General features: G+C 46.2%; 19 protein-coding genes. 18 read left to right on the top strand and 1 reads right to left on the bottom strand.

Annotated features, from left to right (window positions below; all coding sequences use genetic code 11):
• Positions 1 to 25 precede the first annotated feature (25 nt).
• The 16 genes from queC (at position 26) to E4665_RS06095 (ending at position 22,036) form a co-directional block, all read left to right on the top strand.
• Positions 26 to 718: a 7-cyano-7-deazaguanine synthase QueC gene (queC, locus tag E4665_RS06170; protein WP_135347930.1), complete on the top strand. Its 693-nt coding sequence runs from the start codon at positions 26 to 28 to the stop codon at positions 716 to 718.
• Between the two features lie 155 nt (positions 719 to 873).
• Complete coding sequence (locus E4665_RS06165; protein ID WP_135347929.1) at positions 874 to 1,908, top strand: Wadjet anti-phage system protein JetD domain-containing protein; 1,035 nt, start codon at positions 874 to 876, stop codon at positions 1,906 to 1,908.
• Positions 1,878 to 3,395: a replicative DNA helicase gene (locus E4665_RS06160; RefSeq protein ID WP_135347928.1), complete on the top strand. Its 1,518-nt coding sequence runs from the start codon at positions 1,878 to 1,880 to the stop codon at positions 3,393 to 3,395. The genes E4665_RS06165 and E4665_RS06160 overlap by 31 nt, the downstream gene beginning before the upstream one ends.
• On the top strand, positions 3,382 to 4,125 hold the full coding sequence (locus E4665_RS06155; RefSeq protein ID WP_135347927.1) for a DUF6063 family protein: 744 nt from the start codon (positions 3,382 to 3,384) through the stop codon (positions 4,123 to 4,125). Before E4665_RS06160 ends, E4665_RS06155 begins: the two co-directional genes overlap by 14 nt.
• A complete protein-coding gene (locus tag E4665_RS06150) occupies positions 4,109 to 8,524 on the top strand; it encodes a coiled-coil domain-containing protein (protein ID WP_135347926.1) in 4,416 nt (1,471 codons plus the stop codon). The genes E4665_RS06155 and E4665_RS06150 overlap by 17 nt, the downstream gene beginning before the upstream one ends.
• Before the next feature lie 108 nt (positions 8,525 to 8,632).
• Positions 8,633 to 9,616, top strand: a complete 984-nt coding sequence (locus tag E4665_RS06145; RefSeq protein ID WP_135347925.1) for a quinone oxidoreductase family protein — start codon at positions 8,633 to 8,635, stop codon at positions 9,614 to 9,616.
• Between the two features lie 438 nt (positions 9,617 to 10,054).
• The gene (locus E4665_RS06140) at positions 10,055 to 11,251 is read left to right on the top strand and encodes an aminotransferase class I/II-fold pyridoxal phosphate-dependent enzyme (RefSeq protein WP_206663556.1); all 1,197 of its coding nucleotides are present in this window, start codon (positions 10,055 to 10,057) and stop codon (positions 11,249 to 11,251) included.
• Positions 11,248 to 12,261, top strand: a complete 1,014-nt coding sequence (locus E4665_RS06135) for a D-2-hydroxyacid dehydrogenase (protein WP_241654705.1) — start codon at positions 11,248 to 11,250, stop codon at positions 12,259 to 12,261. Before E4665_RS06140 ends, E4665_RS06135 begins: the two co-directional genes overlap by 4 nt.
• 168 nt (positions 12,262 to 12,429) lie before the next feature.
• Entirely contained in the window at positions 12,430 to 15,243 is a 2,814-nt protein-coding gene (locus E4665_RS06130; protein ID WP_194085996.1) for a sigma-54-dependent transcriptional regulator, read from the top strand.
• 204 nt (positions 15,244 to 15,447) lie between these two features.
• Positions 15,448 to 15,897: a PTS sugar transporter subunit IIA gene (locus E4665_RS06125; protein ID WP_135347923.1), complete on the top strand. Its 450-nt coding sequence runs from the start codon at positions 15,448 to 15,450 to the stop codon at positions 15,895 to 15,897.
• The gene (locus E4665_RS06120; protein ID WP_135347922.1) at positions 15,894 to 16,385 is read left to right on the top strand and encodes a PTS sugar transporter subunit IIB; all 492 of its coding nucleotides are present in this window, start codon (positions 15,894 to 15,896) and stop codon (positions 16,383 to 16,385) included. Before E4665_RS06125 ends, E4665_RS06120 begins: the two co-directional genes overlap by 4 nt.
• Before the next feature lie 28 nt (positions 16,386 to 16,413).
• A complete protein-coding gene (locus tag E4665_RS06115) occupies positions 16,414 to 17,214 on the top strand; it encodes a PTS mannose/fructose/sorbose transporter subunit IIC (protein WP_135347921.1) in 801 nt (266 codons plus the stop codon).
• 14 nt (positions 17,215 to 17,228) lie between these two features.
• Positions 17,229 to 18,077, top strand: a complete 849-nt coding sequence (locus tag E4665_RS06110) for a PTS system mannose/fructose/sorbose family transporter subunit IID (RefSeq protein WP_174845458.1) — start codon at positions 17,229 to 17,231, stop codon at positions 18,075 to 18,077.
• A gap of 64 nt (positions 18,078 to 18,141) precedes the next feature.
• Positions 18,142 to 18,516, top strand: a complete 375-nt coding sequence (locus E4665_RS06105) for a hypothetical protein (protein WP_135347920.1) — start codon at positions 18,142 to 18,144, stop codon at positions 18,514 to 18,516.
• Positions 18,517 to 18,676: 160 nt separating this feature from the next.
• The gene (locus E4665_RS06100; protein WP_167815129.1) at positions 18,677 to 20,899 is read left to right on the top strand and encodes a glycosyltransferase family 39 protein; all 2,223 of its coding nucleotides are present in this window, start codon (positions 18,677 to 18,679) and stop codon (positions 20,897 to 20,899) included.
• 147 nt (positions 20,900 to 21,046) lie between these two features.
• On the top strand, positions 21,047 to 22,036 hold the full coding sequence (locus tag E4665_RS06095; protein WP_135347918.1) for an asparaginase: 990 nt from the start codon (positions 21,047 to 21,049) through the stop codon (positions 22,034 to 22,036).
• A 39-nt stretch (positions 22,037 to 22,075) separates the two neighbouring features.
• On the opposite strand, the gene E4665_RS06090 is transcribed toward E4665_RS06095, so the two are convergent.
• Positions 22,076 to 22,924 (bottom strand): alpha/beta fold hydrolase, encoded by an 849-nt coding sequence (locus tag E4665_RS06090; protein ID WP_135347917.1) that lies wholly within the window; start codon positions 22,922 to 22,924, stop codon positions 22,076 to 22,078.
• A 233-nt stretch (positions 22,925 to 23,157) separates the two neighbouring features.
• Between E4665_RS06090 and E4665_RS06085 the strand changes: the two genes are divergently transcribed.
• Both E4665_RS06085 and E4665_RS06080 read left to right on the top strand, forming a co-directional pair.
• Positions 23,158 to 23,670, top strand: a complete 513-nt coding sequence (locus tag E4665_RS06085; protein WP_135347916.1) for a TetR/AcrR family transcriptional regulator — start codon at positions 23,158 to 23,160, stop codon at positions 23,668 to 23,670.
• A 70-nt stretch (positions 23,671 to 23,740) separates the two neighbouring features.
• Positions 23,741 to 25,159 (top strand): MFS transporter, encoded by a 1,419-nt coding sequence (locus E4665_RS06080; protein WP_135347915.1) that lies wholly within the window; start codon positions 23,741 to 23,743, stop codon positions 25,157 to 25,159.
• Position 25,160: the final 1 nt, after the last annotated feature.

Raw genomic sequence — 25,160 nt, 5'->3', positions numbered from 1 at the left:
ATAGGATTGATGGGAGGAACCGGGTATGACGAAAAAAGCCGTTGTTGTACTGAGCGGCGGACTCGACAGTACAACATGTATGGGCATCGCGAAGAGTGAGGGTTTCGAACTTTATCCACTAACTTTCAGCTACGGGCAGCGCCACCAGCGTGAAATAGAGCAGGCGAAAAAGATCGCTTCATTTTTCAACGTCACGGAACACCGCATTATTGATCTAGACTTTTTCAGGCAAATCGGCGGCAGCGCTCTGACTGATCAGTCGATTGACGTTCCTGATGACGGAGAAGATAACGGGATACCGGTCACGTATGTGCCGGCCAGAAATATGATTTTTTTGTCACTCGCCAGCGCGTACGCGGAAGTAATCGGAGCGGAGGCGATCTTTACCGGTGTGTCATCGGTCGACTACAGCGGGTATCCGGATTGCCGGCCTGAATTTATTGAAAGCATGAACCAGACGATTAATCTTGCGACGAAAACGGGAGTGACGAATCATCACCTGTCCATAAAAACACCGCTGATGTATCTGACTAAGGGAGAGACCATTCGGCTCGGAACCGAACTGGGTGTGCCGTATGATCTCACTACTTCCTGCTATAAGGGCGGAGAAGAAGCGTGCGGAACCTGTGACAGCTGCCGGTTGCGGATTAAGGGATTTAAAGAAGCCGGACAGGTGGATCCGATTGCTTATCAATTACCAATTGATTGGACCAATTAAGGTGAAAATTGAGAAAAGAGCAGATCAACCTGCTCTTTTTTATTTTTCAAAATTAAAATTTGATTATCAATACATTCTTTTTTTACAAAAAAAGAGCGAGAAGTTTGAAAAATTAGTACAATGGAACTATAAGTGTCAATGCGGGAGAGTTAAATATGGATGAAGCAGCAAAGAGGATTGTAATGTTTCCGAAGATGACGATCAATTTAGAAGAACTTGAGCAGCTATTTACTCCTATCTATGATTCTTATGCGGATTTTGCTGACGCGCTACGCAAATTTGAAAATGAAGACGTTCTTGTCATGATACGTGCGGCAGGGCGCACGGATCGCACTCCATCGCTTGCCTACCGATATCGGATTAATAAAAATGCGCTGAAAAGTGATTACCACAAAGAGCTTCAGCACTACCGGGCACGGATGCACAAAGCGATCAGCCTTGACGGCTATTATCGCGGAGATCCGGGGTTGTGGGAGAAAGATCTGCCGTATCTTCTCAAAATAGATCACTACCTTAAAGCCCACGGATTTCCGGAGGACCAGGTTCCCGCTCCAGAGCGGAGTTTTGAATTAGTTGAGGATGAAAAATGGATTGATGAAAATGGCGGAAAGGAACTTTTGGAAAAAATTAATTTGTATCCCCGCCTGAACATTATTCCTGTCTCAGATCCCCTGATGTTCGCGATCAACCCTCAATTAATTAATGAATCAGAACACATTCATCTTATTGTCGAAAATAAAACGACTTATCAGGGTTTACTGCCTGTTTTAAAAGAAACGAGCTTTGCAACGCTGATTTATGGATGCGGAAAGGCGATCGTCAAGAGTATTGATCAGTTTGCCATGCAGTATCCGATTAAGGCTGTGCACCACTTTTTCTATTTTGGCGATTTAGATTGGGAAGGACTTTCAATCTGGTACTCACTGAATCGAAGACAAGCGGCACAGCCTGCACTCCCCTTCTATCAGGCTTGCCTGAGAAAAGAAGCTGCTGTCGGGAAGGCTTATCAGCACTTGCGGAATGCCGCGGCGGATGCCTTTTTCCCCTTTTTTTCAGAAGGACAAATCCGGCAAATGCGCACGGCACTGCATGAAGGAAACTATTATCCGCAGGAAATCTTGAAAACGAAGGAACTGCAGCAGATATGGAGGAACAGCGATTGGAAGAACTTGATCTGCACGAAATTGTGAATGGCTATAAAGAGCGGATACGGCGATTAGCCTTGTTTGATCCTCTGTACGAACTGGAACGTAAACGTGAACAGGATCATAAGAACAATGAAATTGATATGAAGGGTTTGGGCCTGCTCACATTGCTTTTTTTCTTTGAACAGAAACTAATGCGTCAATATAAGGCGGGTGCCAGGCAATTGGCAGCTTTTCTTGAAAAAACGGCTGAATCACAGTACCGGCTTGATCCTGAAGATTATGAGCGGCTGGCTCGGTTGATCATTCAGACTTTTCGACCAACCACTGGAAAAAAACGACGTTATACCTTTTTTAATTGGGAAACAGGTCAGGACGATGGTATTGAATACTCGATTTTGAAGGCGAGCAGTTTCGATCTGAAAACAAATGCGCAGTACTATACTCTGGATGAGGACGGGCTTGAACTCGTATTTGCAACGAAGGAATTTTACAGTGAATTTCAGTTGTCGATCAATCAGCTCATGCTGCGCAAACAGCTGGACAAAGGCGAATTCAAAGGTGCATTGAGGCAGATCAATGAGATGCATATTGATGTGGAAAGCCTAGTTGATCGGATGACACGGCTCAAGCACGAAATTCAGCGCAGTATTGTGTCTGAAGAGACGTTTGAGCGCTATAAGCAGCTGCTTGAGGATATCTATGGACGCTTGAATCGGGAGAATGACGAATTCAAAGAACTGCGCGCTTTTGTGAAAGAGACCCGTGAGCGCCTGTACGCAAAGGATGTGCATAAGAAAGAGACACGGACGTATGATTTGGTTTTGCGGATCGCGCGTGAATTGGAGTCGGTTCATTACGAGCATACACGCCTGTTGGATCAAACCGGTGATTTGAAAAATACCACACTGCTGACGGCACAAGAGTCTTTGTACTACACAGGTATTCAGGCATTTAATTTCGATCAGGACTTGTCTGCGAAAATTATTGCGACACCCTTGCCGCTTGAAGCGATGGCCGGCATACTCCAGCCTTTTGTGAAGGTAGAGGAGAACAGACAGTGGTCACCGCTGACCATCCTTGCCGATCAGAAAATCAGTGAAGAACGTGAGTTGGCAGATGATTCAGGTTTTATCGTTGTCGATTCAGATGAGGAAACCTTGTCCTATCGACGTGTTCTTGCGGAAAAATATCGTGAATTAATGGAACTGTTTCTACACGCTTATCAACAGCGAAAAGTGCGGAAACTGTCTCAGTTCATGAATTTTCTCGAAGAGCGCAACCGTTCGAATCTACTTGATTATCGTTATTTTTATCAGTTTTGGCTTGTTCTACATCAGCGTACGCCGATCAGGAATGGAGAAACAGAGGACAGCGATAAAGGTAAAACAGTGCTCGATGAAGCCCTGGCGTTGCTTGGGGACCAGGTGCTCCATGTGCATGAAGGAAGCGGCATCATCCAAAAAAACAAGCGCTTCTCAATCCAGGAGATGCTGATCCATCTTGAGGAGGATAACGATGAACTATCCTGAACAAAAAGTGATCCACGCTTTTCGACTTTATACGATTCTCGCCAGGGACGGTGCCGCAGGAGAAGATGCCGTGCAAAATTATCGTGCGGATGATGCGATTCGCGGTCTGCTGGATACATTTGCCGGGGAAGTGGACTGCGTCGTGATCAGTACCAGCGAGCAGTTGTTCCTCGTGCCTGAAACCAAGCTTTCCCCCTTTCATGTCAGTAATGACTGGATCAAACGCAATTATATGCGTGCCGGGTCAACCAACGGTGATCTCTATCTGCTGTATTTTGCGACGATGATTCTGTTTGGCAGCTTTTACGACACGTATCAGAGTCAGGAACCGACACGGCTTTTTTTGCGTCTGGACGAGTGGGTGCGTTTTATTCAGGAACGCATGGATCAATTGAAAATCCATGATGAAGAAGAACTGAAAAAGCTGGAGCAAGAGTTTTCCTATAACTGGCGACTGATTATTGAAAAATGGGACGACATGGATGACATTAAAGAGACTGCCAAAAAGCAAAGCGGTAATACGATCAGCCGCATGAGTTTTATCAACACGGTCAAACGGTTTTTGATCGATCAGAATCTGGTGCAGGATATTGGTAACGAAGAGATTCGGCTGACGGAGAAAGCGAAGACGATCGTTCAGCGTTATTTCATGGAAGTTGAATACAATAAAGGAATTTTTGAATTTATTTACGGCTTTGAAGGAGATGAACCGCATGCCGACGATCAGTAAAATCCGCTTGACGAATGTCATCTATGAAGAAGGCAACAAACGCTATAATGACGAATTGTTTCTCTTTGACGGACACAACGGTGCGATCCTGATTGAAAACGGCGGCGGGAAAACTGTATTTATTCAAACTGCGCTTCAGGCCATTCTGCCGCATATCGACCTTGCCGATCGCAAAATTAAAAATACATTGATGCTCGATGGTGCACCGGCACATATTGCAATCGAATGGATCATCAACGAGCGGCCGAGACGTTACGTGGTGACTGCGGTTTCACTTTTTACATCGAAGAACACGCTCGATTCGCTGCGCTATGTTTATGAATACCAGGAGAATGATCTGAACGGTATTGAGGGTATTCCATTTGTCCGCGACATCAGGGGCGGTAAACGACCCGCTGATCGTGGTGAAATGCAAGATTATTACAGCGGGATGCATGAGCGAACGCTCAGTGCGCAAACCTTTAAAACGATTAAAGATTATGAAGCTTTTATTGAGGAGCAGTACAACATTATTTCCAGTGAATGGGAGAGTGTTGTCAAAATTAACGGTTCTGAAGGCGGCGTTGAAGCATTTTTTGATGAGTGCAAGAATACGAGTCAGCTGTTTGACCGATTGCTGATCCCAACTGTGGAGGATTCGATGGTTGGGCACGATCGGCACCTGTTCGCCGATTTGTTTGAAAAACAGCTTGAAAGTTTTAAAAATTATCAGAAGCTGAAAGAGATGATTGAAGAAAACGAGCAGATCAGCAGCGCGCTGGAGGATTATAGTAAAACCAGTGAAGCATTGCATGAGCGTGAAATGACGTACATAAAAACAAAGCAACAGGCAAAAGGGATCTGGAAGGAACTGACCGATCAGCAGCGCAAACAGCAGGAGGAGCAGGAGGCGAAGGATGCAAAGGTTCTTGAATGGAAAAATGAAAGCTTTACGTACGCAGTGAAGGTAGAATCCTATAAGATTTTTACAGAACAGACAGCGCTTGAGACGTTGGAACAAGCTTATAAAAGGGCACTTGCTTTGCAATTGGAAACGGAGGAACAACTGCAAAAAGACCGGCGCATCTCTGCCTCATTGCAATGGGCAAAAGCATGTGCGGGGCGCAAGGATCAGATGGAACTGCTGCAGGAATGTGAGCATCATCTGGAGGCAATGGATCAACGCGCGGATGCACGCGAGCTTCGCAGCCAGTTTGAATTGGCCAGACGGCAGCTGCTCGGCTGTTTGCTGCAGAAAATTGAAAGCTTAGAAACAACGGAACAGGAACTGAAAACAGCACAACAACCGATTATTCGTCAAATGAGTGAGCAGGAAAATGTGCAGAAAGCCTGTTTTGAAAAAGTAAAAATGAGGCGTGATTCATGTGCGAATATTGAGGGACGCCTACAAACACATAAGGAAAATATGGGTCAATTAATCCGTGAATTGCCAATCAATCTGGAACAGGAAACGGTTAAAGACCAACTTGAAAAATGGAAGATTCGAGATCAATTTTTAGACAAGTCCATCATTGCTTTAGGACAGAAGGAGAAGATATTGAGCGCGCGCCAGAACGAGGCTCAGGAACAGAACGCGGCGTTACAGGTTGAGAAAAGTGAGACGATACGCGAGACCGATCAGCTACAAAATGTACTTGCGCAAATGGAAAGGGCAGAGCATGGTGTGATCGATCAACTGGCGTCACTTCGCGCGCAATGGGGAGGACTCGAGACCGTCTATTTGGACCAGGATTCGATCATACATCGGCTCTGCGAGACAATTGATCGTTTCACATCAGAGCGAGAGGAGCTTTTCTATAAAGAAAGGGTCGCTCGCAGGTTTGTTGACGACCATGGCGATCAGAGTCTTTTTTTTGGCGATGCTTATTTAGACAAACGAATCCCTACATGGAAAAATCAATTCAGGTTTCTTGCAACTGGTGTAGAATACCTGCAAATGGTTGATGATTCTGATCGAAAGCGGATGATGAGTTACTCACTATGGCCACTTACCCTTGTGACCACGGCCTCAGAAAAACCGCAACTTCTGGAAAAGCTGGATCAATTCGCGGCACGTCTGCAATACCCGATCACAGTGCTTTCAACGGAAGAAGCGCTGTCGGCGGATGCAGAAAATGCCGGCCAATGGGTAGCTCCGGCTCATTGGCGGGACAATGCGAATCCCGATTTATTTGCAGAATGGAAACAGCGGCTGGGCGATGAAGCCGATCAGGCGACGGAGCGACGAGTCGCTAATGAACGCGAGTCAGCACGCTGGAAGCAGACACTCCATACATTCCGCAGCTTTTTAAAAGAGTATCCTTATCAAACAGTCGAAGATCAGCGAGCAAAAAAGAATGAATTGCAAAATAATATTGAGACGCTTACTCTGACGATTCGCAAGGTGGAACAGGAAGCAGTCGATCTGGAATCTGAGCGGATCAAGGGTAAGAATGCTATCGATCAGCACCGCGAAGAACGAAGCGGGCTGGCACCATATATGGAAAAAGCCCAACGCTCACTGGTCATTGAGAAAACAATTGAAGAGGAGAAAGAGTTATTAACGCAGGCAAAAGAAAAAGTGCGCGTAGCCGAGCAGGAGCTGACAGCTGTTCTGGATGCAGTCAATGCTCTGAACGAGAAGAATGGCAGCATTGAAGAGCGGCTCACCAATGTATCTGCCGAATTGCGCATTCTGAGGCGGGATGACGACTATATCACTTTACGCGACTTGACTCCGGAAAAGACAGACAAAAGCAAAGCGGTGATCAAGGAACAGATTAAGGACTTAGAAATGCGCCTGAAGCAAATCAGCAAAACGCGCGGTGAATGGGAAGAAAAACGTAAAGGCGCGGCAAACGAAATCAAGCATCTGGAAGAAGAAATGCGCCGCCTGCGCCGCGAGTACGATTCCATTGATGAAACGCAAGTGTTCCCAGGTGACGGCGATCATCTAATTGACGGGCTCCGGGTGCGTATTAAAGCACTTGAAAAGGAGAGAGAACAATGCGCTGATGCTGTACAGACAGCCCGTTCGGAAAAGGACAAGCAGGATGGAAAATTGGAAACTTGTAAAGAACAATTCCAGCAGCACTTCCCGAATGAAGTAGTTGTTAACTATCATGCTTATGTAGGCGATGCAAAGCAGGAACTTCAGGGCGAAAAGCAGCGGCTGAACGAACGCAAACACTATCTTGATCAGGAAACCGGGCGTATTGAGAAAGAACTGACGGCAATCAATCAGGCAAGAACGCAGCTCGATAAATTTGAGATCGCCCATCATTTCACGGCACCGGATCTCGAAGCGATTACGTTAACCAGCCAAGAAATCAACGATCTTATCTATAACCGTAAAAAGTCTGTGTCGGCTATTACGCGTACTTTAGAAGAAAATCAAGATGATGTGACAGCCGGCAAGAGTGAAGTCGACCATGCCCGGCAGACATTTAAGAACTTTTGCCGGACACAAATTTCCGATGTGAAACTCAGACAAATGGCGATCAGCGGCATTGAAACCAAGCAGAGCTATGAAGCCATTGTTGCATTCAAGAAGAATATGTCACTGCGCATCGAACGCATTTCTCACTATGCCCGAGAGCACATCCGTCAAAGAGACAAAGACTTGCAGTTGTTCATCGATCAGATTCATACCCATTTGCTTACGCTGGCGGAAGAACTGCGCCAGATTCCAAAGAAAACAAAGGTCAAAGTGAAAGATGATTGGAAACAGATTTATTCTTTTACTATTCCTGAATGGAAAGAAGAAGACGGAAAAGCGCGGATTCGCAATCACATTGAATGGATTCTAAGCAAACTGGACGACCCGAATTTTAAAAACGAAGAAGGTATGCAAGACAGTGGGAAAATACACAAAGCCCTGGATACTTGGCTGCAATCGAAACAGCTGCTTCGCGAAATCATTGGTAGTGATGTCTTAAAGGTCACATTGCGCAAAGTCGCCAGCGACAGCACTGTGTCGACGCGCTTTTACACCTGGGAGACAAGCAATATTTGGTCCGGAGGTGAACGATGGAGCAAGAACATGACGCTCTTCCTCGGCATTCTTAACTATGTTGCGGAAAAAAAGAAGCATCTACAGGCCAGTGGTCAATTGCATCGGTCTGTCATTCTTGATAATCCCTTCGGTCAGGCCTCCAGCGATCATGTCTTGAGTCCCGTTTTCTTTGTCGCGCAGCAGCTCGGTTTTCAGATCATTGCACTCACGGCCCTGGCTGAGGGCAAATTTCTGCAGGATTATTTTCCGATTATTTACAGCTGTCGATTGAGAGAATCCTCTGATGCTGGAAAACAAGTTATGACTAAGGAAAAAAGGATCAGCAAAGCATTCTTTGAGGACCATGATCCGCAGAGTCTGGAACGCCTTGGCGAAATCGAGCAGCTTGGTTTATTTGATGACTAAGATTGTTTGGCGGGAATCTGGTCTCTTCTTGAAACGAATTACTATACGCCATTGTTCGTCAGTCATTATAATAAGCATAGCAGTTTTGATTTTATGGAGGGGCAAAAAATGAAAGCAGTGGTTGTATCTGATTTTGGCGGACCGTCCGTCTTGAAATATACGGATCTACCGGTACCGGAAATCGGCGCAAAGCAGGTGCTGATCCGTGTCGTATCGACAAGTGTCAATTTTGCCGATATTATGTCACGTCAGGGAAGGTATCATTCGGGTAGCAAGCCTCCTTTTATCCCCGGATTGGATTCGGCCGGGATCATTGAAGCAATCGGCTCTGAAGTAAAGCATTTTAAAAAAGGTCAGCGCGTGATCGCGCTTCTCAAAAACGGTTCTTATTCGGAATATGTGACTTCCGATGAAGATCTGACATTCTCTATTCCGGATTCAGTGGATTTTGAGACGGCCGCGGCATGTCCGACCGTAGCTTTCACATCCTATAAATTGCTGGCCGATGTTGCACGCCTCACGCCAGGAGAAACAGTGCTGATTCACGCAGCAGGCGGCGGGATTGGTACAACAGCCGTACAGCTGGCCAAACTGCTCGGCGCGAAACGAGTCATAGGAACAGTCGGAAGCGACAAGAAAAAGGTGACTGCTCTTGAAGCAGGAGCGGATGAAGTCATTAATTATCAGACGGAAAATTTTGCGGATAAAGTGAATGAGTTGACTGATGGAAAGGGTGTCGATGTTATTCTTGACTCGCTTTCGGGTGAGGTCGCTGAAAAGAGCCTGACCTGTCTCGCTATGTATGGACGGCTGGTCAACTTCGGAAGTGCCGGCGGCGAAACGGGGCATTTCAAGACAACGGATCTGCACGCCAGCTGCCGGGCGGTTTTGGGATTCAGCCTGGGTACAACGGTGAGAAATCGCCCGGATCTTCTGCACGATGCATCGGTCCGACTTTTCCAGTACCTGGGGGATGGCCGGCTTAAGATGAAAGTCGGCAGACACTACACCTTGGAAGAAGCAGCGAAAGCGCATGAATGGATGGAAAGCCGTCAGAGCGTTGGAAAAATTCTTCTTGACGTACCGCAATAAGCAGAAGCTGCCTTGACACTTTTTGAAAATTTTGTTTAAATAGATTCACCAACGTTAGGGAGTTTTTATTTATGGTGAGCCGTCAGGTGTTTAGAAAACTCCAATTGAATAACTATTATTACTACTTTGGGTTCTTTCGGTAGTGTCTGCATTCGATTGACGGGGGTGCAGACACTTCATCAGATGTTTGCATCCATGCGGAAGCCGAGAGTAGTTTTGTTGCACTCGAAAAAATGACCACATGGATTGATTCAATAGTCCGTGTGGTTTTGATGCATCTTGCGAAAGATTCGTTAATCACCCACAGCTATTGAAGCCGTGGGTGATTTTTTTAGAAAAAGCTAAGTTTAAATTCAGTGTTGTTTTTGCCCCTCCGTTGATTGGAGCGAAAAACAACAGACAATTTTAACAAAGCCTTAGAAAAAGGGAGAGATTGTGGTGACCAACGTATTAGCCGGTAAAATGAAAAAAGAGTTAAGTCTGCTTGAGCCTTCGGACATTCTGAAGTTTGACCAGGAGACATCTTCCATTCCAGGCATTATCAAACTGACGCTGGGTGAACCGGACTTCAATACGCCTGAGCATGTGAAAGAAGCCGGCAAGAAAAGTATTGAGAATAACCGCAGCCACTATGCGGCTTCAAGCGGGACGATCGAACTTCGCCGGGCGTTCAGCCATTTTATGGAGGTAAAATACGGGCTGGATTACAAACCGGAGGATGAAATACTGGTGACGGCAGGCGCCACAGAAGCAATTTACACGATTTTAGGCTCCATACTGAATCCCGGCGATAAAGTGCTGATTCCGACTCCTATTTTTCCTCTCTATATTCCAGTCACTTTGCTGAACGGAGGTGAACCGGTTTTCCTGGATACATCGAAAAACGGATTTGTCCTGTCTCCGGATGTGCTATCGGAGGCGCTCGACAAACACGGTGACGCGGTCAAGGCGATTATTTTTAATTTCCCGACTAACCCGACCGGCGTGACCTACCGCCGGGAGGAGATAAAAGCTCTGGTTGATGTCCTGAAAGAACATGATGTTTTTGTCATCAGTGATGAGATCTATAGTGAACTGACTTACGGCGAAGGTCATGTTTCAATGGCGGAATACATTCCCAAGCAAACGATCCTCATTAACGGTGTGTCTAAGTCCCATGCGATGACAGGTTGGCGGATTGGCTTCATCTGCGGACCGGCAGATATCATGACGAAGATGGGCATGGTCCACCAATTCACGATTACATCGGCAGCGACCATCGCTCAGGACGCAGCACAGGAAGCACTTGAAAATGGGATGGACGATGGCGCCGAAATGCGCGTCCAGTACCAAAAAAGACGTGATTTCGTTTATCAGAAAATGGTAGAGCTGGGCTTTAACTGTCCGAAGCCGGAAGGGGCATTTTATCTGTTCCCGGAAATACCGGAAGGGCTGATCCAGAACAGTCTGGACTTCTGTATTGATCTCGCTCATAAGGCAAAAGTCGCTGTTATTCCGGGCGATTCGTTCGGACCGGGCAGCGAGGGCCACTTCAGAATCAGCTATGCGGCGAGTATGGAAACGCTGAAAGAAGCGATGAACCGTATTGGGGAATATGTTAAGAAGAACAAAAAAAGCGAGGAGAGTCTCAGATGATGAAGATTTTAATGTTTACAGTCAGGGATGACGAGGAATTAGCGATCAGTGAATGGGCGGCACAGAACGGCGTACAGGTCGATATCAATCAGATTGAACTGACTGTTGATACGGTGCATCTTTTAAAGGATTATGACGGGGTCGTGATTCAGCAGCGGACAAAAGTGGATGATCCGGCCATTTTTGCCGCGTTGAAAGAATACGGGATCCGGCAGATTTCCACCCGTACAGCGGGTTACGACATGATCGATATAGATTTGGCCGCCTTAAATGGCTTGGCAGTCACCAATGTGCCGGCATATTCCCCTAACTCAGTGGCGGAGCTGGCAGTCACCCAGACGATGCGTCTGATCCGCAACCTGCCCTTATTTGAACAGCGGGAAGCACAGCAGGATTTCCGCTGGTCGGGCCTGATGGCGCGGGAAATTCGCTCGCTAACTGTCGGTGTAATTGGCGCCGGACGGATCGGCGGCACTGTAGCACGTTTATTCAAAGGACTCGGCGCGAATGTGATCGCCCATGATATCGTTCTGCGTGACGACCTGAAAGATGTGCTTACTTATGCTACAAAGGAAGAACTGCTCAAAAAAGCGGATGTAGTGACCTTGCATGTGCCTCTAATGGATTCAACGGTCAGCCTGATTGATGAAACCGCTCTGGCACTCATGAAACCTGACGCATTCCTGATTAATGCTTCCAGGGGTCCGGTTGTTGATGTTGATGCTCTGATCAGGGCATTGCAGAATAAACAAATCGCGGGGGCGGCTCTCGATACGCTTCCAGGTGAGGAAAAATTCTTTAATGTTGACCTGCGGGGTAAGGAGCTGCCAAGCGAAGCGTTGAAAACATTGCGCGCTATGCCCAATGTTCTGATCACGCCACACGTTGGGTTCTACACAAACCTTGCTGTGAAGAATATGGTGGAGATTAGTCTGAACGACGTGATGGCTGTACTTAAAACGGGTAAAAGTGAGCATCAGGTGAATCAGGTGCCGGCGGCGGAAATCTAAACCCTGAAAAAAATAAAAACTGTGGCTGTTTAGATGACATAATCTGAGGAACTATTTTTAAGCATCTTCTCATTAATAGAAAATAGTCGCTCTATGAAAGCGTTCTTATTATATAATAAAAGATACGGGGAATTTTTTTTATTAATGATAGACAATGAGGTGCATGCAATGGGACGTCGCCGCGAAAAAATTTTCGATGAATTAGCAAAACTGTGCAGCCAGCTTGATAAAGAGACACTGCTAGAAAAGTCCGGGGTATCGGCATCCGACCTTTCAGAAGCCCTGGATATTCAAAGAAGCAATGTAAGCTCAGAACTGAATGAACTCGTTCGTGAGAAACGGGTCATCAAATTTGTGACTCGGCCCGTTTTATATATTCCTGCTGATCTTGTCCTTAAGGAATTCGGAGATGTTGTCCGTGAGTTTTCAGTGAAAAGCGCTTCACTGAAGGAATTAGTGCATCACGAGTCCTCAGAGGAAAAGAATGAAGATCCATTCACTCACCTGATCGGAGCCGGCGAAAGCCTCAAAAGCAGTGTGAAACAAGCAAAATCGGCGATCATGTATCCGCCTCGCGGGCTGCACACGCTCATATTCGGTCCGACGGGATCCGGTAAGACACTGTTCGCACATATGATGCATCATTATGCCCGATCAATCGGCAGGATTGATGAAAAAGCGCCCTTTGTCGACTTTAACTGTGCGGACTACTATAATAACCCGCAGCTGTTGATCGGCCAGCTGTTCGGTTATGTGAAAGGAGCTTTCACAGGTGCAGCACGTGACCAGGAGGGTCTTGTTGCCAAAGCGGATGGCGGCATTCTGTTTCTTGATGAAATTCACCGCCTGCCTCCTGAGGGACAGGAAATGCTGTTCTATTTTATGGACACAGGCCGTTACAGCAAGCTTGGAGAGACAGGTAATAAGCGCGAATCCCGCGTCCTGATCATCGGTGCGACGACTGCTGATCCGGCATCGACGCTCCTTCAGACCTTCCTGCGACGGGTACCGGTCATGATCAACATTCCGGATTTCAGGAACAGAAGCGTCAGTGAACAAATCGAATTAACCAAGTTTCTCTTGTCACGTGAAGCACACCGGACCCATCATAAGTTTCACGTCAGTGCCGATGTGATTAAGGCTCTGATCGGCAGTGTCACGTTCGGCAACATCGGGCAACTGAAATCCAATGTGCAGCTGGTCTGTGCCCAGGCTTTTCTTGACAGTATGAATAGTGAATCTGTACAGATTGACGCAAAGATGCTGCCGATGGAAATGAGGGAAGGCCTGCACCGGATTTCTCATAATCCGAGAGTCAATCAGCAGCTCAATCAACAGCTGCCTTTATTCCTTGTGATCACTGGCAGAAAGGATCCGATGCTGACCGATGTGGATCAGTACGAGCCCCCTTTTGATTTGTATCAGATGATTTCAGGAAAATTCAGCATGCTGTCGGAGGAAGGGCTGTCCGTTCATGATATCAGGAAATTAATTGCGGAAGATATCAAAGAGCAGGTCAAGGAATTTTATCAGAAAACGGCGAAAGATATGCTGATGACGGCAATTGACAAGCGGCTTGCGGACCTGACCAAAGATCTGGAGGCCATTTGTTCAAAGGTACTGGGCGGTCATCTAAGCAGCCAGTTCGTGTCGCTGCTGAATGTGCATCTGTCTTCGTTCCTTGAGCACCCGAAACGAAAGCTGGACTGTCCGCCCAAGCTGGAACAGTCCATGTTCTCCTATACGGAAAAAGATTACGTGGCTGCCAATGAAATAGCAAAACTGATTGAAGATCGTCTGTCAGTTGCACTGCCTGAGGTCGAAGTATCTTATATCGCTTTTCTGATCAGTTCCTTCTCAGAACTGTCCCGGCAGAAAAATGTCGGCATCGTTGTTGCTGCCCATGGCACACAAACGGCAAGTTCAATGGTTGGTGTTGTTAAAGAGCTGATGGGCGATTATCCGGTTGCGGCTGTGGATATGCCGCTCAGCCTGAACTTCGGGGATATTTTTGATACCATTGTCCAGGCCGTTCAGTCGGTGGATCAGGGCGCGGGTGTTCTGATGATGGTCGATATGGGGTCCCTTTATTATTTCGAAGACAAGATTGCCGAAAGCGCCAAAGTACGGGTCAAAGCGATTGACATGGTTTCTACACCAATGATACTGGACGCAGTTAAGGATGCCAACTATCTTCATATGGATCTAAAAGGGATTGTGGATGCCTTATATAAACTGAGACGCGCGTCCGGACAGGAAAGCAGCCCGGCTGAGAATGAGCGGCCGAAAGCCATTCTGACCATCTGCACGACAGGAAGCGGGATCGCAAGCAGAATCAAAAGCATTGTCGGCTCCTATATCCGCAATATGACAGATGAAGAGATCCACGTTATTCCTGTGTCCATCGAAGGACTGTATGAACACGCACAGAAAATTCAGGCGGGGTATCAGATCGTGGCGAGTATCGGCGCTAAAAATCCGAAGCTCGAGGGCGTACCGTTCATCACGCTCTCACAATTTGTCGGCGGTGAAGGACAGGAGATTCTGCAGTCGCTCTTCTTTAACCAGGCGCTCCCGAACAAAGAGAATCCTTCCCATATTATTGTTAAAGGAGTCTGTGAGGACAGTCTTCAGGATATGCTGATCTATCTCAATCCGAAAAGGGCAGTAGATACCATTCTCGCGTTCAACGATACACTGCAGAAAATTCTCGACGTCCATTTTAAAAATGCGACGCAGATCCGTCTGATCATGCATCTCGCGTTTGCATTGGAACGTGAGGTTTCACACTCGCAGTTGAAGTATGAGGGTGATTTCGGCGAGGAGAAAAGACAAGTGCTTGGCTTACTGAAGCCTGCACTGGAAGTCTTTAAAAACAAAATAAATGTCCGTCTGAGCGAAGGGGAAACTTATTATTTTATTGATATGATGTTCGATGAACTGGGGAAGAATGTATTATTTTCAAGTGTATCAAACGCATAGTGTTTTAATTTTTAGGAATACACAAATCAGTGGTTTATTTCGGCAAATAGTGTTTCGTTTTCCAAATACAGTGTTTCAAAGAGAATCAATGTCATAAAAAAAGCGCATAAAAGAAGGCCTGAAAAGGCTTTCTTTTTTAATACACAATTTGGCACGATAATTGCTTATACAAAAGTGTAGGCAAGGAAGAAGGGAGGGTGGAAAGTGGTAACAATCGTAATCGCGTCCCACGGGAATTTTTCAGAAGCACTTATAGGTACGGCAAAGATGATTTTCGGAAACATGGAAAATGTGGATTCCGTCACATTTAATCCGGGCGAAGGAGCCGAAAATCTCTTGGAAAAGTATATGGCGGCCAGCAATTATTTTGATGATGACGGTGCATTGTTTCTTGTTGATCTGTTTGGTGGAAGCCCTTACAATGCGGCGAGCCGTTTCGTTGCCCGACGGGAAAACATGGAAATTGTCACCGGTGTCAATCTGCCGATGCTTGTCGAAGTTCTGGGCAGACGGATGGCAGGCGGTACATTAACAGAACTGGTACAGACAGCGAAGCAGGCGGGAGCTGAAGGGATTAAATCATTCCGCGAAATATTTGCCCGTCAGAAAATGGCGGACTTTTCCAAAGATGAAGAGGGAGATGAACTAGGATGATTATTAAATGGTTGAGAATTGATTCAAGACTGATTCATGGTCAGGTGGCAAATAACTGGGTGAACCACGTGGGTGCAAGTACAATCATTGCCGCAAATGATAGCGCTGCCAAAGATGATCTGAGAAAGACGCTTTTGCTGCAGGTGGCACCGGGCAGAACCAAGTCCTATGTGATGTCGATTGATAAAACGGCGCGTTGCTACAAAAACCCGTCTTATGAAAATCTGGATGTTCTGCTCGTTGTTGAAACGCCAGGAGATGTCGTTCGCCTGATAGATCAGGGTGTGGAAGTCAAAGAAGTCAATGTTGGCGGCATCACTTTCAAGGAGGGCATGACATTGATCTCCGAGGCTGTTTCCGTAAGCCCGGCGGATGTTGAAGCTTTTAAGGAACTCGATAAACGCGGCGTCAAACTTACTCTTCAGCAGCTGCCGAATACTGGCGCGTCAGACTTTATGAACCGGCTGAAGAGCAAGAATTTGATATAAAAACAAAATAAAGGGAGGTTCTTATTCTATGAATGCAATGCAATTTATTCTCGTTATCCTTGTTGCGTTAGTGTGCGGCATGGCCAGCGTTATGGATGAACGACAGTTTCATCGGCCAATCGTTGCTTGTACACTGATAGGCCTTGTCTTGGGAGATTTGCATACTGGTATTATTCTTGGTGGTCAATTGGAACTGATCGCTCTTGGATGGATGAACGTCGGCGCCGCAATGGCTCCTGACTCGGCACTGGCTTCCACGATTTCAGCTATTATCGTTATTGTAGGCCATCAGTCCATTGGTGAAGGTATGGCGATTGCGATTCCTCTTGCCGCTGCAGGCCAGGTGCTCACCATCTTTGTTCGTACGATTGCCGTATTCTTTCAGCATCAGGCTGATCATTTCGCGGCTCAGGCTAATTTCCGTGGCATTGAGTGGTGCCATATAGGCGCGCTGTTCCTGCAGGGTCTTCGCGTGGCCATCCCGACTGGTGCCGTTGCGGCGATTGCCGGAACGAGTATCGTCAGTCAATGGCTGAATGACATTCCTCCGGTTGTCACCCATGGGCTGCAGGTTTCCGGCGGATTCATCGTTGTCGTCGGGTATGCGATGGTTATTAACATGATGAAAGCACGCTCGTTGATGCCGTTCTTCTTCATCGGCTTCATACTTGCAACCTTCGTTTCAGGAATGAACCTTGTCGGACTTGGAATCCTCGGTGCATGCGCGGCCGTTGTCTATGTTCAGCTTAATCCGGACTTTCATGACTCCATCAAGGCCCCTGCTGCTGCAACGAGCGCGGGAACCGATGACGATGACGTATTAGGATAAGGGGGGTACAATAAATGACTGAATCAACAGAATTGAAAAAAGTTCAACCGTTGACCAAGAGAGATATTATCAGCACATATTTTCGCAGTACGTTCATGTTAGGATCTTTCAACTTCGAACGTATGCAGGCGATCGGGGTTTGTGTGACCATGATTCCGGCGATCAAACGTTTTTATCATAAAAAAGAGGATCAGGCGGCCGCGCTGAAGCGTCACTTGGAATTCTTCAACACAACGCCTTGGCCGGCATCAGCCATCTTTGGTGTAACAGCTGCAATGGAACAGAAAAAGGCGGAAGGCGGCGACATTGATGAAGCCGCGATTACCAACGTCAAAATAGGGCTCATGGGGCCTTTAGCCGGGATTGGCGACCCTATTTTCTGGGGAACCGCCCGCACGATTCTCGCAGCACTGGGCGCTTCGCTGGCACTGAGTGGCAGCATTCTCGGCCCGCTGCTTTTCTTCTTTGGCATTAACATTGTGCGTATGTTAACCAGATGGTATGGTTTTCAAGTTGGATACAGACAAGGAACGGATATCGTTCAGGATGTCGCTGGCAACCGTCTGAAAAAACTGACGCAGATGGCATCGGTTCTTGGATTGTTTGTCATGGGCTCTCTTGTTTCCAAATGGACCAATATTAAAATGCCTTTGACTCTTGCCCATTACAAAGATCAGGCGGGTCACTTGGTAACTACAACGTTGCAGAGCACTCTTGATTCACTGCTGCCAGGCCTGGTAGCTTTGCTGATGACATTTGCCTGCATGTGGCTTCTGAAACATAAGGTTAACGCGATCTGGATCATCTTCGGTATGTTTGCTGTAGGTATCCTCGGTTACTGGGCAGGGATTTTCGGTCTGTGATCAAAGAGTATAACCTGACGTAATAAAAAATAAATTTAAATCCTAAAAAAGGAGGGGGAGAGCAATGTTCGAAAATATACGAACCGCGCTTAGGAAAAACAATGAAGAAGGCTATGTTTTCAGCGTCGCAAAATGGGTGACTTTGCTCATGGTGATCGGCATTCTGCTCTATCAGCTGACCGGCGGCTGGGGAACGCTTGTCTGTCTGTCCCTGGCAATTGCCTTGCTGATCGGCAGGTTCCTATTGGCCAGACAGGCGGAGGGCGACTTCCGCGACATGCATCATGCAAAACAAGGCTACAGCCAGAGCAGAAAAAAAGATTACCTTCGCTTTATCAAAGCGCGGGGCGAACAAATGCTGAACGACAACAAAATGCTGACCAAACGCGCTAAGAAGGAAATTAATGAACTTCTGGCTTATGCGAATGATCGATTATAAAGACACAAAGAATAGATCTGTCAGTGAAAAAGCGAAGGAGAGAGAATCTCCTTTGCTTTTTTTACACCATAAAATGCAGACAGGGCTCGCAAACTGTTAACGAATGATCTTCTTCTTCATGGGATCACCCTTTTCAGAGCTCAATAATACGAATGATTGTATGCCATTAAATGTAGCACAGATCAGGATTAACTGGTCCGCAATCTATTGGATCAAGGATGTGGCCATCATTTCACGATTTAAAAACGTATTACTTTCGACCTTCAGTATTATTTTCACAGCTTGCTTTTCCGTTATTCTGATCATCAGCTTTTTATTTTCACTCTTAATAAAGAGCGATCAGCACATATTCAGCACTTCACTCTCACTTTTGATTTTTTCTGCGATCGTTATTCTATTCTTTATTGCTGCTCACCGGTTCCTTTCAAAGCTGACTCGCTCAGGTCTGAAAAAGGTCACTCTTTGTCTCAGCGCGGCAATTTTGCTGTTTGAATTGGCGATTATTTTCTTTTTTCATTCGATCGTCCCTCCGGTCGTTGACGGTGGACATACATATGGAGAGGCACTCTATTTGCTGGCACATGGACACGCCTCCGGTGACAGCTATTTCAAAGTCTACCCGAACAACATACCGGTGACAGTGCTTCGATACTGGATCTACCGCTTTTTTGCAATCGTCCATTTCTCTGATTATACAATCATCGATCAGCTGGCCTGCGCTGTTGTCCTGGATATCGGAATTTATTTTTCCTGGAAACTCGTTCACCATCTGTACGACACAAAAATGGCTGATCTTTTACTGATGATGACACTCACCTGCTTTCCGCTTTTCTTTTATATCACCTATTTTTATACCGACACGATGACGCTGATGTTTCCCGCTTTGCTTCTATATTTTTGGTATCTCTATCATCGGTCCATGAAAATCAGGTACCTTATTCTCTTAGGATTGCTGCTCGGCATCGGCTATGAGGTCCGGCCAAATCTGATTCTATTTCTTCCGGCTCTTGGAATTTATATGCTTTTTGTACTCAAACTGAAAAAAGTGCTGCTGAATTTAGCGGTTATTGCTGTGATGCTGATTGCAGTAAGCTATTCCGTTCATGCGTATGATCAGCGGCTCGGCTACCTACCGGATCCTTCCTTGTCCATGCCGTCAGTTCACTGGATTATGCTTGGGGTTTCAAAATATGGAGAGTATAACACGGCCGATTTTACACTGACCCGCAGTCAGCCGACGCAGCAGGCTAAAATCCACGCAGATCTTAATACGATTAAATCGAGGATTACTCAAATGAAGGCACCTGGTCTGCCCTACCTCTGGGTGATTAAAACAGCGGAGACCTGGGGCATGGGCGCACGTTCATACAACCTTTATACACAGATTTCCAACCAGCCGACAAGAGCCTATGAATACATTTTTGGTCATCAGAACCGGCTGATGCTTTACATCATTCAGATCTTCCATATAGTCACGATTTTCTTCCTTATTCTCTCATCCGTGACTTATCTAAGAACGAAGAAAATCACTCTGGGACTGCTGATCCAGATCTGCCTTGTCGGGAATTTTATCTTTTATACGTTTGTCTGGGAATCTGAACCGAGGTACAGCCTGCTCTTTACCCCATTCATGCTTATCGGCGCTGTCATCGGTTTTAGTGAATTGATGACTCTGATCAATCGCCCGGGGCGGATTCATTCCGAGTCAAAAGCAAAGAGCAGAGCGCCTGTTCTGATCATTTCTGGAGTACTGATGACAAGTGTCGTTATCTGCGCCTGGATTAACGTTTCCGGATACACGCAGAAATTGATCGGACAGAAACAATACATTGTCGATCAGGAAACGGCGACCGGGAAACAGACGGCCTTTGTCGATGCGCATCATGCGGTGTATCAGACCTTCCGGGTAACCCATCCGTTTACAGATGTCTTAATAAACATCTTGAATCGGAAGGGGCGTGGGGTCTATGATCTTTCGATGATGAACCTGAACACGCATCAAACTTTTTTCTCCCAATATTTTTCAAGTGCACAGGCCAAGCCTTGGCATGATTTAATTTTTTCGGTGAATCAAAACCGGACAAGACAGCGCACTGAAGATCAAATTACGTTAAGGCAGGTCAGCGGCACAAACAGATCAAAACTTGGTTTGTCACTGTACGGCAACGGCTACGATCGCGGCAGCATCTATTCAGGCGGCCATTTTATGGAAAATGGATCGGTGGTAAAAAACGCGGAACTGAGATTTCAAGTTTATGATCTGAGTGAAAGACCTTACCTGAGTCGGAAAACTTATTTTCTGCTCTTTTTGATACCCGTTCTGATGCTTGTTTTCTATTTTTGCGTCTCATTCAGGCGTAACAGGGGGACGGTTACACAGTAGAAAATGCCTGACTTTAGAAATAAAAGTGTCACATGGATTGAGGTACAAACGAGGTACTTGCGTTCACGAATTTGGCCTTTTCTCTTATTTCATTTTTAATAAATGATTATAATCAAATTATCACGATATGAAATGGGGAAAGACGCAGTGAAGAAACTCTTGGTTTTGGCAACGGGAGGAACAATTGCATCAACTCATCAGCGGGGCGGACTCGCGCCTGGTCTGACGATTGACCAGCTGGCCCAGTATTTTCATCACAATCAGGATGTCTCGGTGGATTTCAAAGTACTGATGAATAAGGATAGTACGAATATGCAGCCGGAAGACTGGGTTGTTATGGCCCGGGCGATTGATGAAAATCAGAACGCCTATGACGGCTTTATTATGACGCATGGAACGGATACGATGGCCTACACCGCTTCCGCCCTTTCCTATCTGCTTCATGACATCAAGAAAACAGTTGTGATCACCGGATCCCAGGTGCCGGTTAGTTTTAAAAAGACCGATGCCAGAAAAAATATTCGGGACGCGCTGACTTTTGCCCACCAAGCTGATATTCCGGGCGTTTTTATTGCTTTTGACGGAAAAGCGATCCAGGGAACACGAGCGGTAAAGATGAGAACGAAAAGCTATGATGCATTTGAAAGTGTCAATTTTCCATACATTGCCGCAATTGGCGAATTCGGTGCGCAGATCACCTTTCGTCCAGAACCTGAGAAGACCGTCTTCAGAAAACATCTCGGTGTTTGCCCGGACGTTTTTTTGCTGAAGGCATTCCCAGGGCTCGCCCCACAGTTTTTCGATTATCTGCAGGATCACATTAAAGGCTTGATTATTGAGAGCTTTGGAAACGGGGGACTGCCTTTTCTGACAAGAGACCTGGTATCCGGAATAGAAAAACTGGTCCAGAAAGGTATCCCGGTAATTATTACAACACAATGCCTTGAAGAAGGGCAGAACATGGACCTCTATGAAGTCGGCAAAAGAGTTGCCGATGCGGGAGGCATTACTGCCGGTGACATGAATACCGAAGCAATTGTCGCCAAACTGATGTGGGTGCTCTCTCAGACAACAGATCCATCCGAAATAAGGCGAATGATCCAAACGCCTCTGGCACATGATCTTGATTATATTTAATGCGAGATAAGATGCTGCGTTGAAGAGAATCTCACATATCTATTTTTCTTCAATCATTTTCCATATGAGATCCGCAGTTGTTTCAGGACGTTCCAGCATGATCATGTGAGACGTGTTTTCTAAGCGTACTACTTGGCAATCTTTGACCACTGCCTCGAAATGGTTCAATGCGTTCGTTTTGAATTTCCTTACTTTGTCGTTCTCTTCATCTGGCCGGGCGACAACTAAATAACTTGGAAAATTAATGTGGGCGATGTGATGATCAGGATCAAAGTTCCATAATGCTTTGGCACAGGCTAACTCTGTTTTCGGGAGACATTTTAAAGTCGCTTTTCCCTCTTTAGTTTCAGAAACTTGATCCCGAACCGCCTTCTCCACCTTCTCATTCCAGAAGGGCGTATCTTCACTCTGAAAACGGACATAGGCATCGACGCTCTCCAATGCAGCCTCAGGCAAGCTGAAATCTGTAAAAGCTGCCCAGCTGATCCCGGGCCATTTCTGATAATTAAAATAGCCACCATCCAGGAGCATGAACCCTCTCACGCGTTCAGAATACTTATCCGCAAAATTCAGGGCAAGGGAAGCACCCCAGGAATGCGCGGCAATCCATACTTTTTCTATATTCAGCTGATCTAAAATATCCAGCAATTGTTCTGATAAATGATCAAAACTATTGTCGCTCGTTTCATCGCTGTCTCCGTGTCCCGCCATATCCGGAGCAATGACATGGATTCCTTGCAGTTTCTCGGCGACCATCGTCCACGCTTCTCCGGTCCATGCCTGACCATGTATAAGGAGTACGGCTTTTGATGCAGACAAATTTCCGGTTTCCCTGATCTTATAGTTGATTTTTTCTTTTCCGACGGTTAAATAGTGCGCTTGCCACATCCTGAAGACCCCAATCCAAGCTTTGTCATTTATCACAATCGTATAGCAAAATGCGATCTGCGTCTATTAAACATGGAATCGGTTATAGATGTGATCGTCTTAATCTTGATTCAGTTAAGATTGAAATCAGGTATCTTAGTTACAGGGCCACACAGGATTAAACATTAGTTGACAATCTCAAAGGTTCATGCTATTTATTAATCAATAAATAAATTAATCTGAAGGGATCTTTTATGAGTAGCAAGGAAGATACACCTTTAAATAGAAAAGATCAAATTTTAAAGGCCGCAGCGGCACTGTTTGCTGAAAAGGGCTATTACAAGACGACGACTGCCGATGTGGCACGGGCAGTAGGGGTCACCCAGCCCTATGTATTCCATTTTTTTAAAACGAAAGAAGCGCTTTATCTGGCAGTTCTGCAAAAAGCCAAAGACATCATTCTATATGTTTTTTCCCATACGGAAGCATCAATGGAACAGTTGCAGGTTTCAATGGGAAGGGCTTTTGAAGTTTTGCTGAAAAGTCACCGCAATGAAATGCTGCTGATTATGACAGCTTTCACCACACCGGAGCCAGCGATCAGGGATTATGTGAGAGCCGGTTTTGATGAAGTCTATGAGCGAGTCAGGATCGAGTTTACTAAAGCAGGAATTGAAGATCCTGAAAACCAGGCGAAAGAATTTATCGGTTGCGGACTTTTGATTACGATGGCAGAAGTTCTGCAGCTTCCCAAACTGTTTCTTTAGGATTATTAAAAGGAGGATACTCCTTTTTAACATAAAATTTATTTATCAATAAATAAAAGGAGATGATCCTATGTTTACGCCTTTGCGTGTCAAACTATTGGTCGTAACTTGTGCGGCGTTATTTATGGCGATGCTGGATAATTTGGTTCTCGGAGTGGCCCTGCCTTCAATTCAGAAATCATTTCATGCGGGCCTCTCAGATTTGGAATGGTTCACAAATGCTTATACACTTGCCTTTGCGGTGCTTTTAATTCCTTTCAGTATGCTGGGCGAGCGAATCGGGCGCAAGAAAATTTTCTTAGCAGGTGTTGTTCTGTTTACTTTAGGATCGGCATTTTCAGGAATGAGCCACCATTCCCTTCAGCTGATCTTTTCCCGCGCACTTCAGGGCGTCGGGGGAGCTGCCATCGTACCGCTAAGCCTGACACTTGTGAATACGGCTTTCCCTGAAAAAATGCGAGCGGCGGCAATGGGTATCTGGTCCGGAATATCCGGCCTTGGATTGTCAGTCGGGCCGCTTGTTGGTGGATTGATTTTAGAAGGCGCACCATGGCAGCTGATCTTCTGGGTCAATGTTCCGGTCGGTATACTGGCCTTGATTTTCGGATTGAGCTGGCTGCCTGAATCCAAAGGAGAAGCGAAGCCGATGAATCCATTAAGTATCATTTTGCTCGGTGCGGGTATGTTCGGAATCATTTTCGGTCTGCAGAGAAGCAATACCGATGGCTGGAGCTCTCCAAATGTAATGGGATCGATTTTCGGAGGATTCATTGTACTGTTCCTTTATTATATGTGGGAGAGAACGCGAAAACGGCAATTGATCCAATTTCACTTTTTCAAGAATGGACGCTATTCCACTTTGATTATTGCCGGATTTCTCATGAATGCGGGTATCTTCGGTTCCATCTTTCTGTTAACGCTTTTCCTGCAGATGGCTCAAGGATACACGGCACTTGAAGCGGGAGTTCGCGAAATGGCTTGGACCGGCTGCACCATGGTTGCCGCACCGATTGCCGGACTTTTAGTTGCCCGATTCGGAACAAAAACGATATTATCCATTGGTCTTCTTTTTCAGGCGATAGGACTTATGGGGTTCGTGGTTCTTATTTCAAGACTAGGTACGGATTTTTCCTTCGGATACCTGGCTCCGTTCATGGTGGCAGCGGGAACCGGTATGGGGCTGAGTTTCACGCCGCTTGCACATGGGATTCTATCAGCTGTTCCTGAAGATGCATCAGGGGAAGCGAGCGGAATCAGCAATGCCACTCGTGAACTCGGGGGTGTTTTCGGAATAGCTATTTGTACGCTGATCTTTGAATCAGGAAAAAAGATTACCTCTCCTGAAGCATTCAGCAATCATATGCTTCCGTCCCTGCTTGCCGGTGCCGGCTTTATTGCGCTTGCGCTTGGTTTTGTCATGGTACTTTTCAGAAGCACACTTAAAAAACAGAAACTGGCAGAGGCAAAGAAATTTGTTAAGGGAGTTTGAA

The organism is Sporolactobacillus shoreae (assembly GCF_004684935.1).
Taxonomy (GTDB): domain Bacteria; phylum Bacillota; class Bacilli; order Bacillales; family Sporolactobacillaceae; genus Sporolactobacillus; species Sporolactobacillus shoreae.
The sequence above is the reverse complement of the archived record's forward strand: the minus strand, read 5'-3'. Positions and strand labels throughout refer to the sequence as shown.

Excerpts from the sequence above, each read along its gene's own strand:
- queC (WP_135347930.1), top strand. The coding sequence starts at position 26 with ATGACGAAAAAAGCCGTTGTTGTACTGAGCGGCGGACTCGACAGTACA.
- E4665_RS06165 (WP_135347929.1), top strand. The coding sequence starts at position 874 with ATGGATGAAGCAGCAAAGAGGATTGTAATGTTTCCGAAGATGACGATC.
- E4665_RS06155 (WP_135347927.1), top strand. The coding sequence starts at position 3,382 with ATGAACTATCCTGAACAAAAAGTGATCCACGCTTTTCGACTTTATACG.
- E4665_RS06150 (WP_135347926.1), top strand. The coding sequence starts at position 4,109 with ATGCCGACGATCAGTAAAATCCGCTTGACGAATGTCATCTATGAAGAA.
- E4665_RS06145 (WP_135347925.1), top strand. The coding sequence starts at position 8,633 with ATGAAAGCAGTGGTTGTATCTGATTTTGGCGGACCGTCCGTCTTGAAA.
- E4665_RS06135 (WP_241654705.1), top strand. The coding sequence starts at position 11,248 with ATGATGAAGATTTTAATGTTTACAGTCAGGGATGACGAGGAATTAGCG.
- E4665_RS06130 (WP_194085996.1), top strand. The coding sequence starts at position 12,430 with ATGGGACGTCGCCGCGAAAAAATTTTCGATGAATTAGCAAAACTGTGC.
- E4665_RS06120 (WP_135347922.1), top strand. The coding sequence starts at position 15,894 with ATGATTATTAAATGGTTGAGAATTGATTCAAGACTGATTCATGGTCAG.
- E4665_RS06115 (WP_135347921.1), top strand. The coding sequence starts at position 16,414 with ATGAATGCAATGCAATTTATTCTCGTTATCCTTGTTGCGTTAGTGTGC.
- E4665_RS06110 (WP_174845458.1), top strand. The coding sequence starts at position 17,229 with ATGACTGAATCAACAGAATTGAAAAAAGTTCAACCGTTGACCAAGAGA.
- E4665_RS06105 (WP_135347920.1), top strand. The coding sequence starts at position 18,142 with ATGTTCGAAAATATACGAACCGCGCTTAGGAAAAACAATGAAGAAGGC.
- E4665_RS06100 (WP_167815129.1), top strand. The coding sequence starts at position 18,677 with ATGCCATTAAATGTAGCACAGATCAGGATTAACTGGTCCGCAATCTAT.
- E4665_RS06090 (WP_135347917.1), bottom strand. The coding sequence starts at position 22,924 with ATGTGGCAAGCGCACTATTTAACCGTCGGAAAAGAAAAAATCAACTAT.
- E4665_RS06085 (WP_135347916.1), top strand. The coding sequence starts at position 23,158 with ATGAGTAGCAAGGAAGATACACCTTTAAATAGAAAAGATCAAATTTTA.
- E4665_RS06080 (WP_135347915.1), top strand. The coding sequence starts at position 23,741 with ATGTTTACGCCTTTGCGTGTCAAACTATTGGTCGTAACTTGTGCGGCG.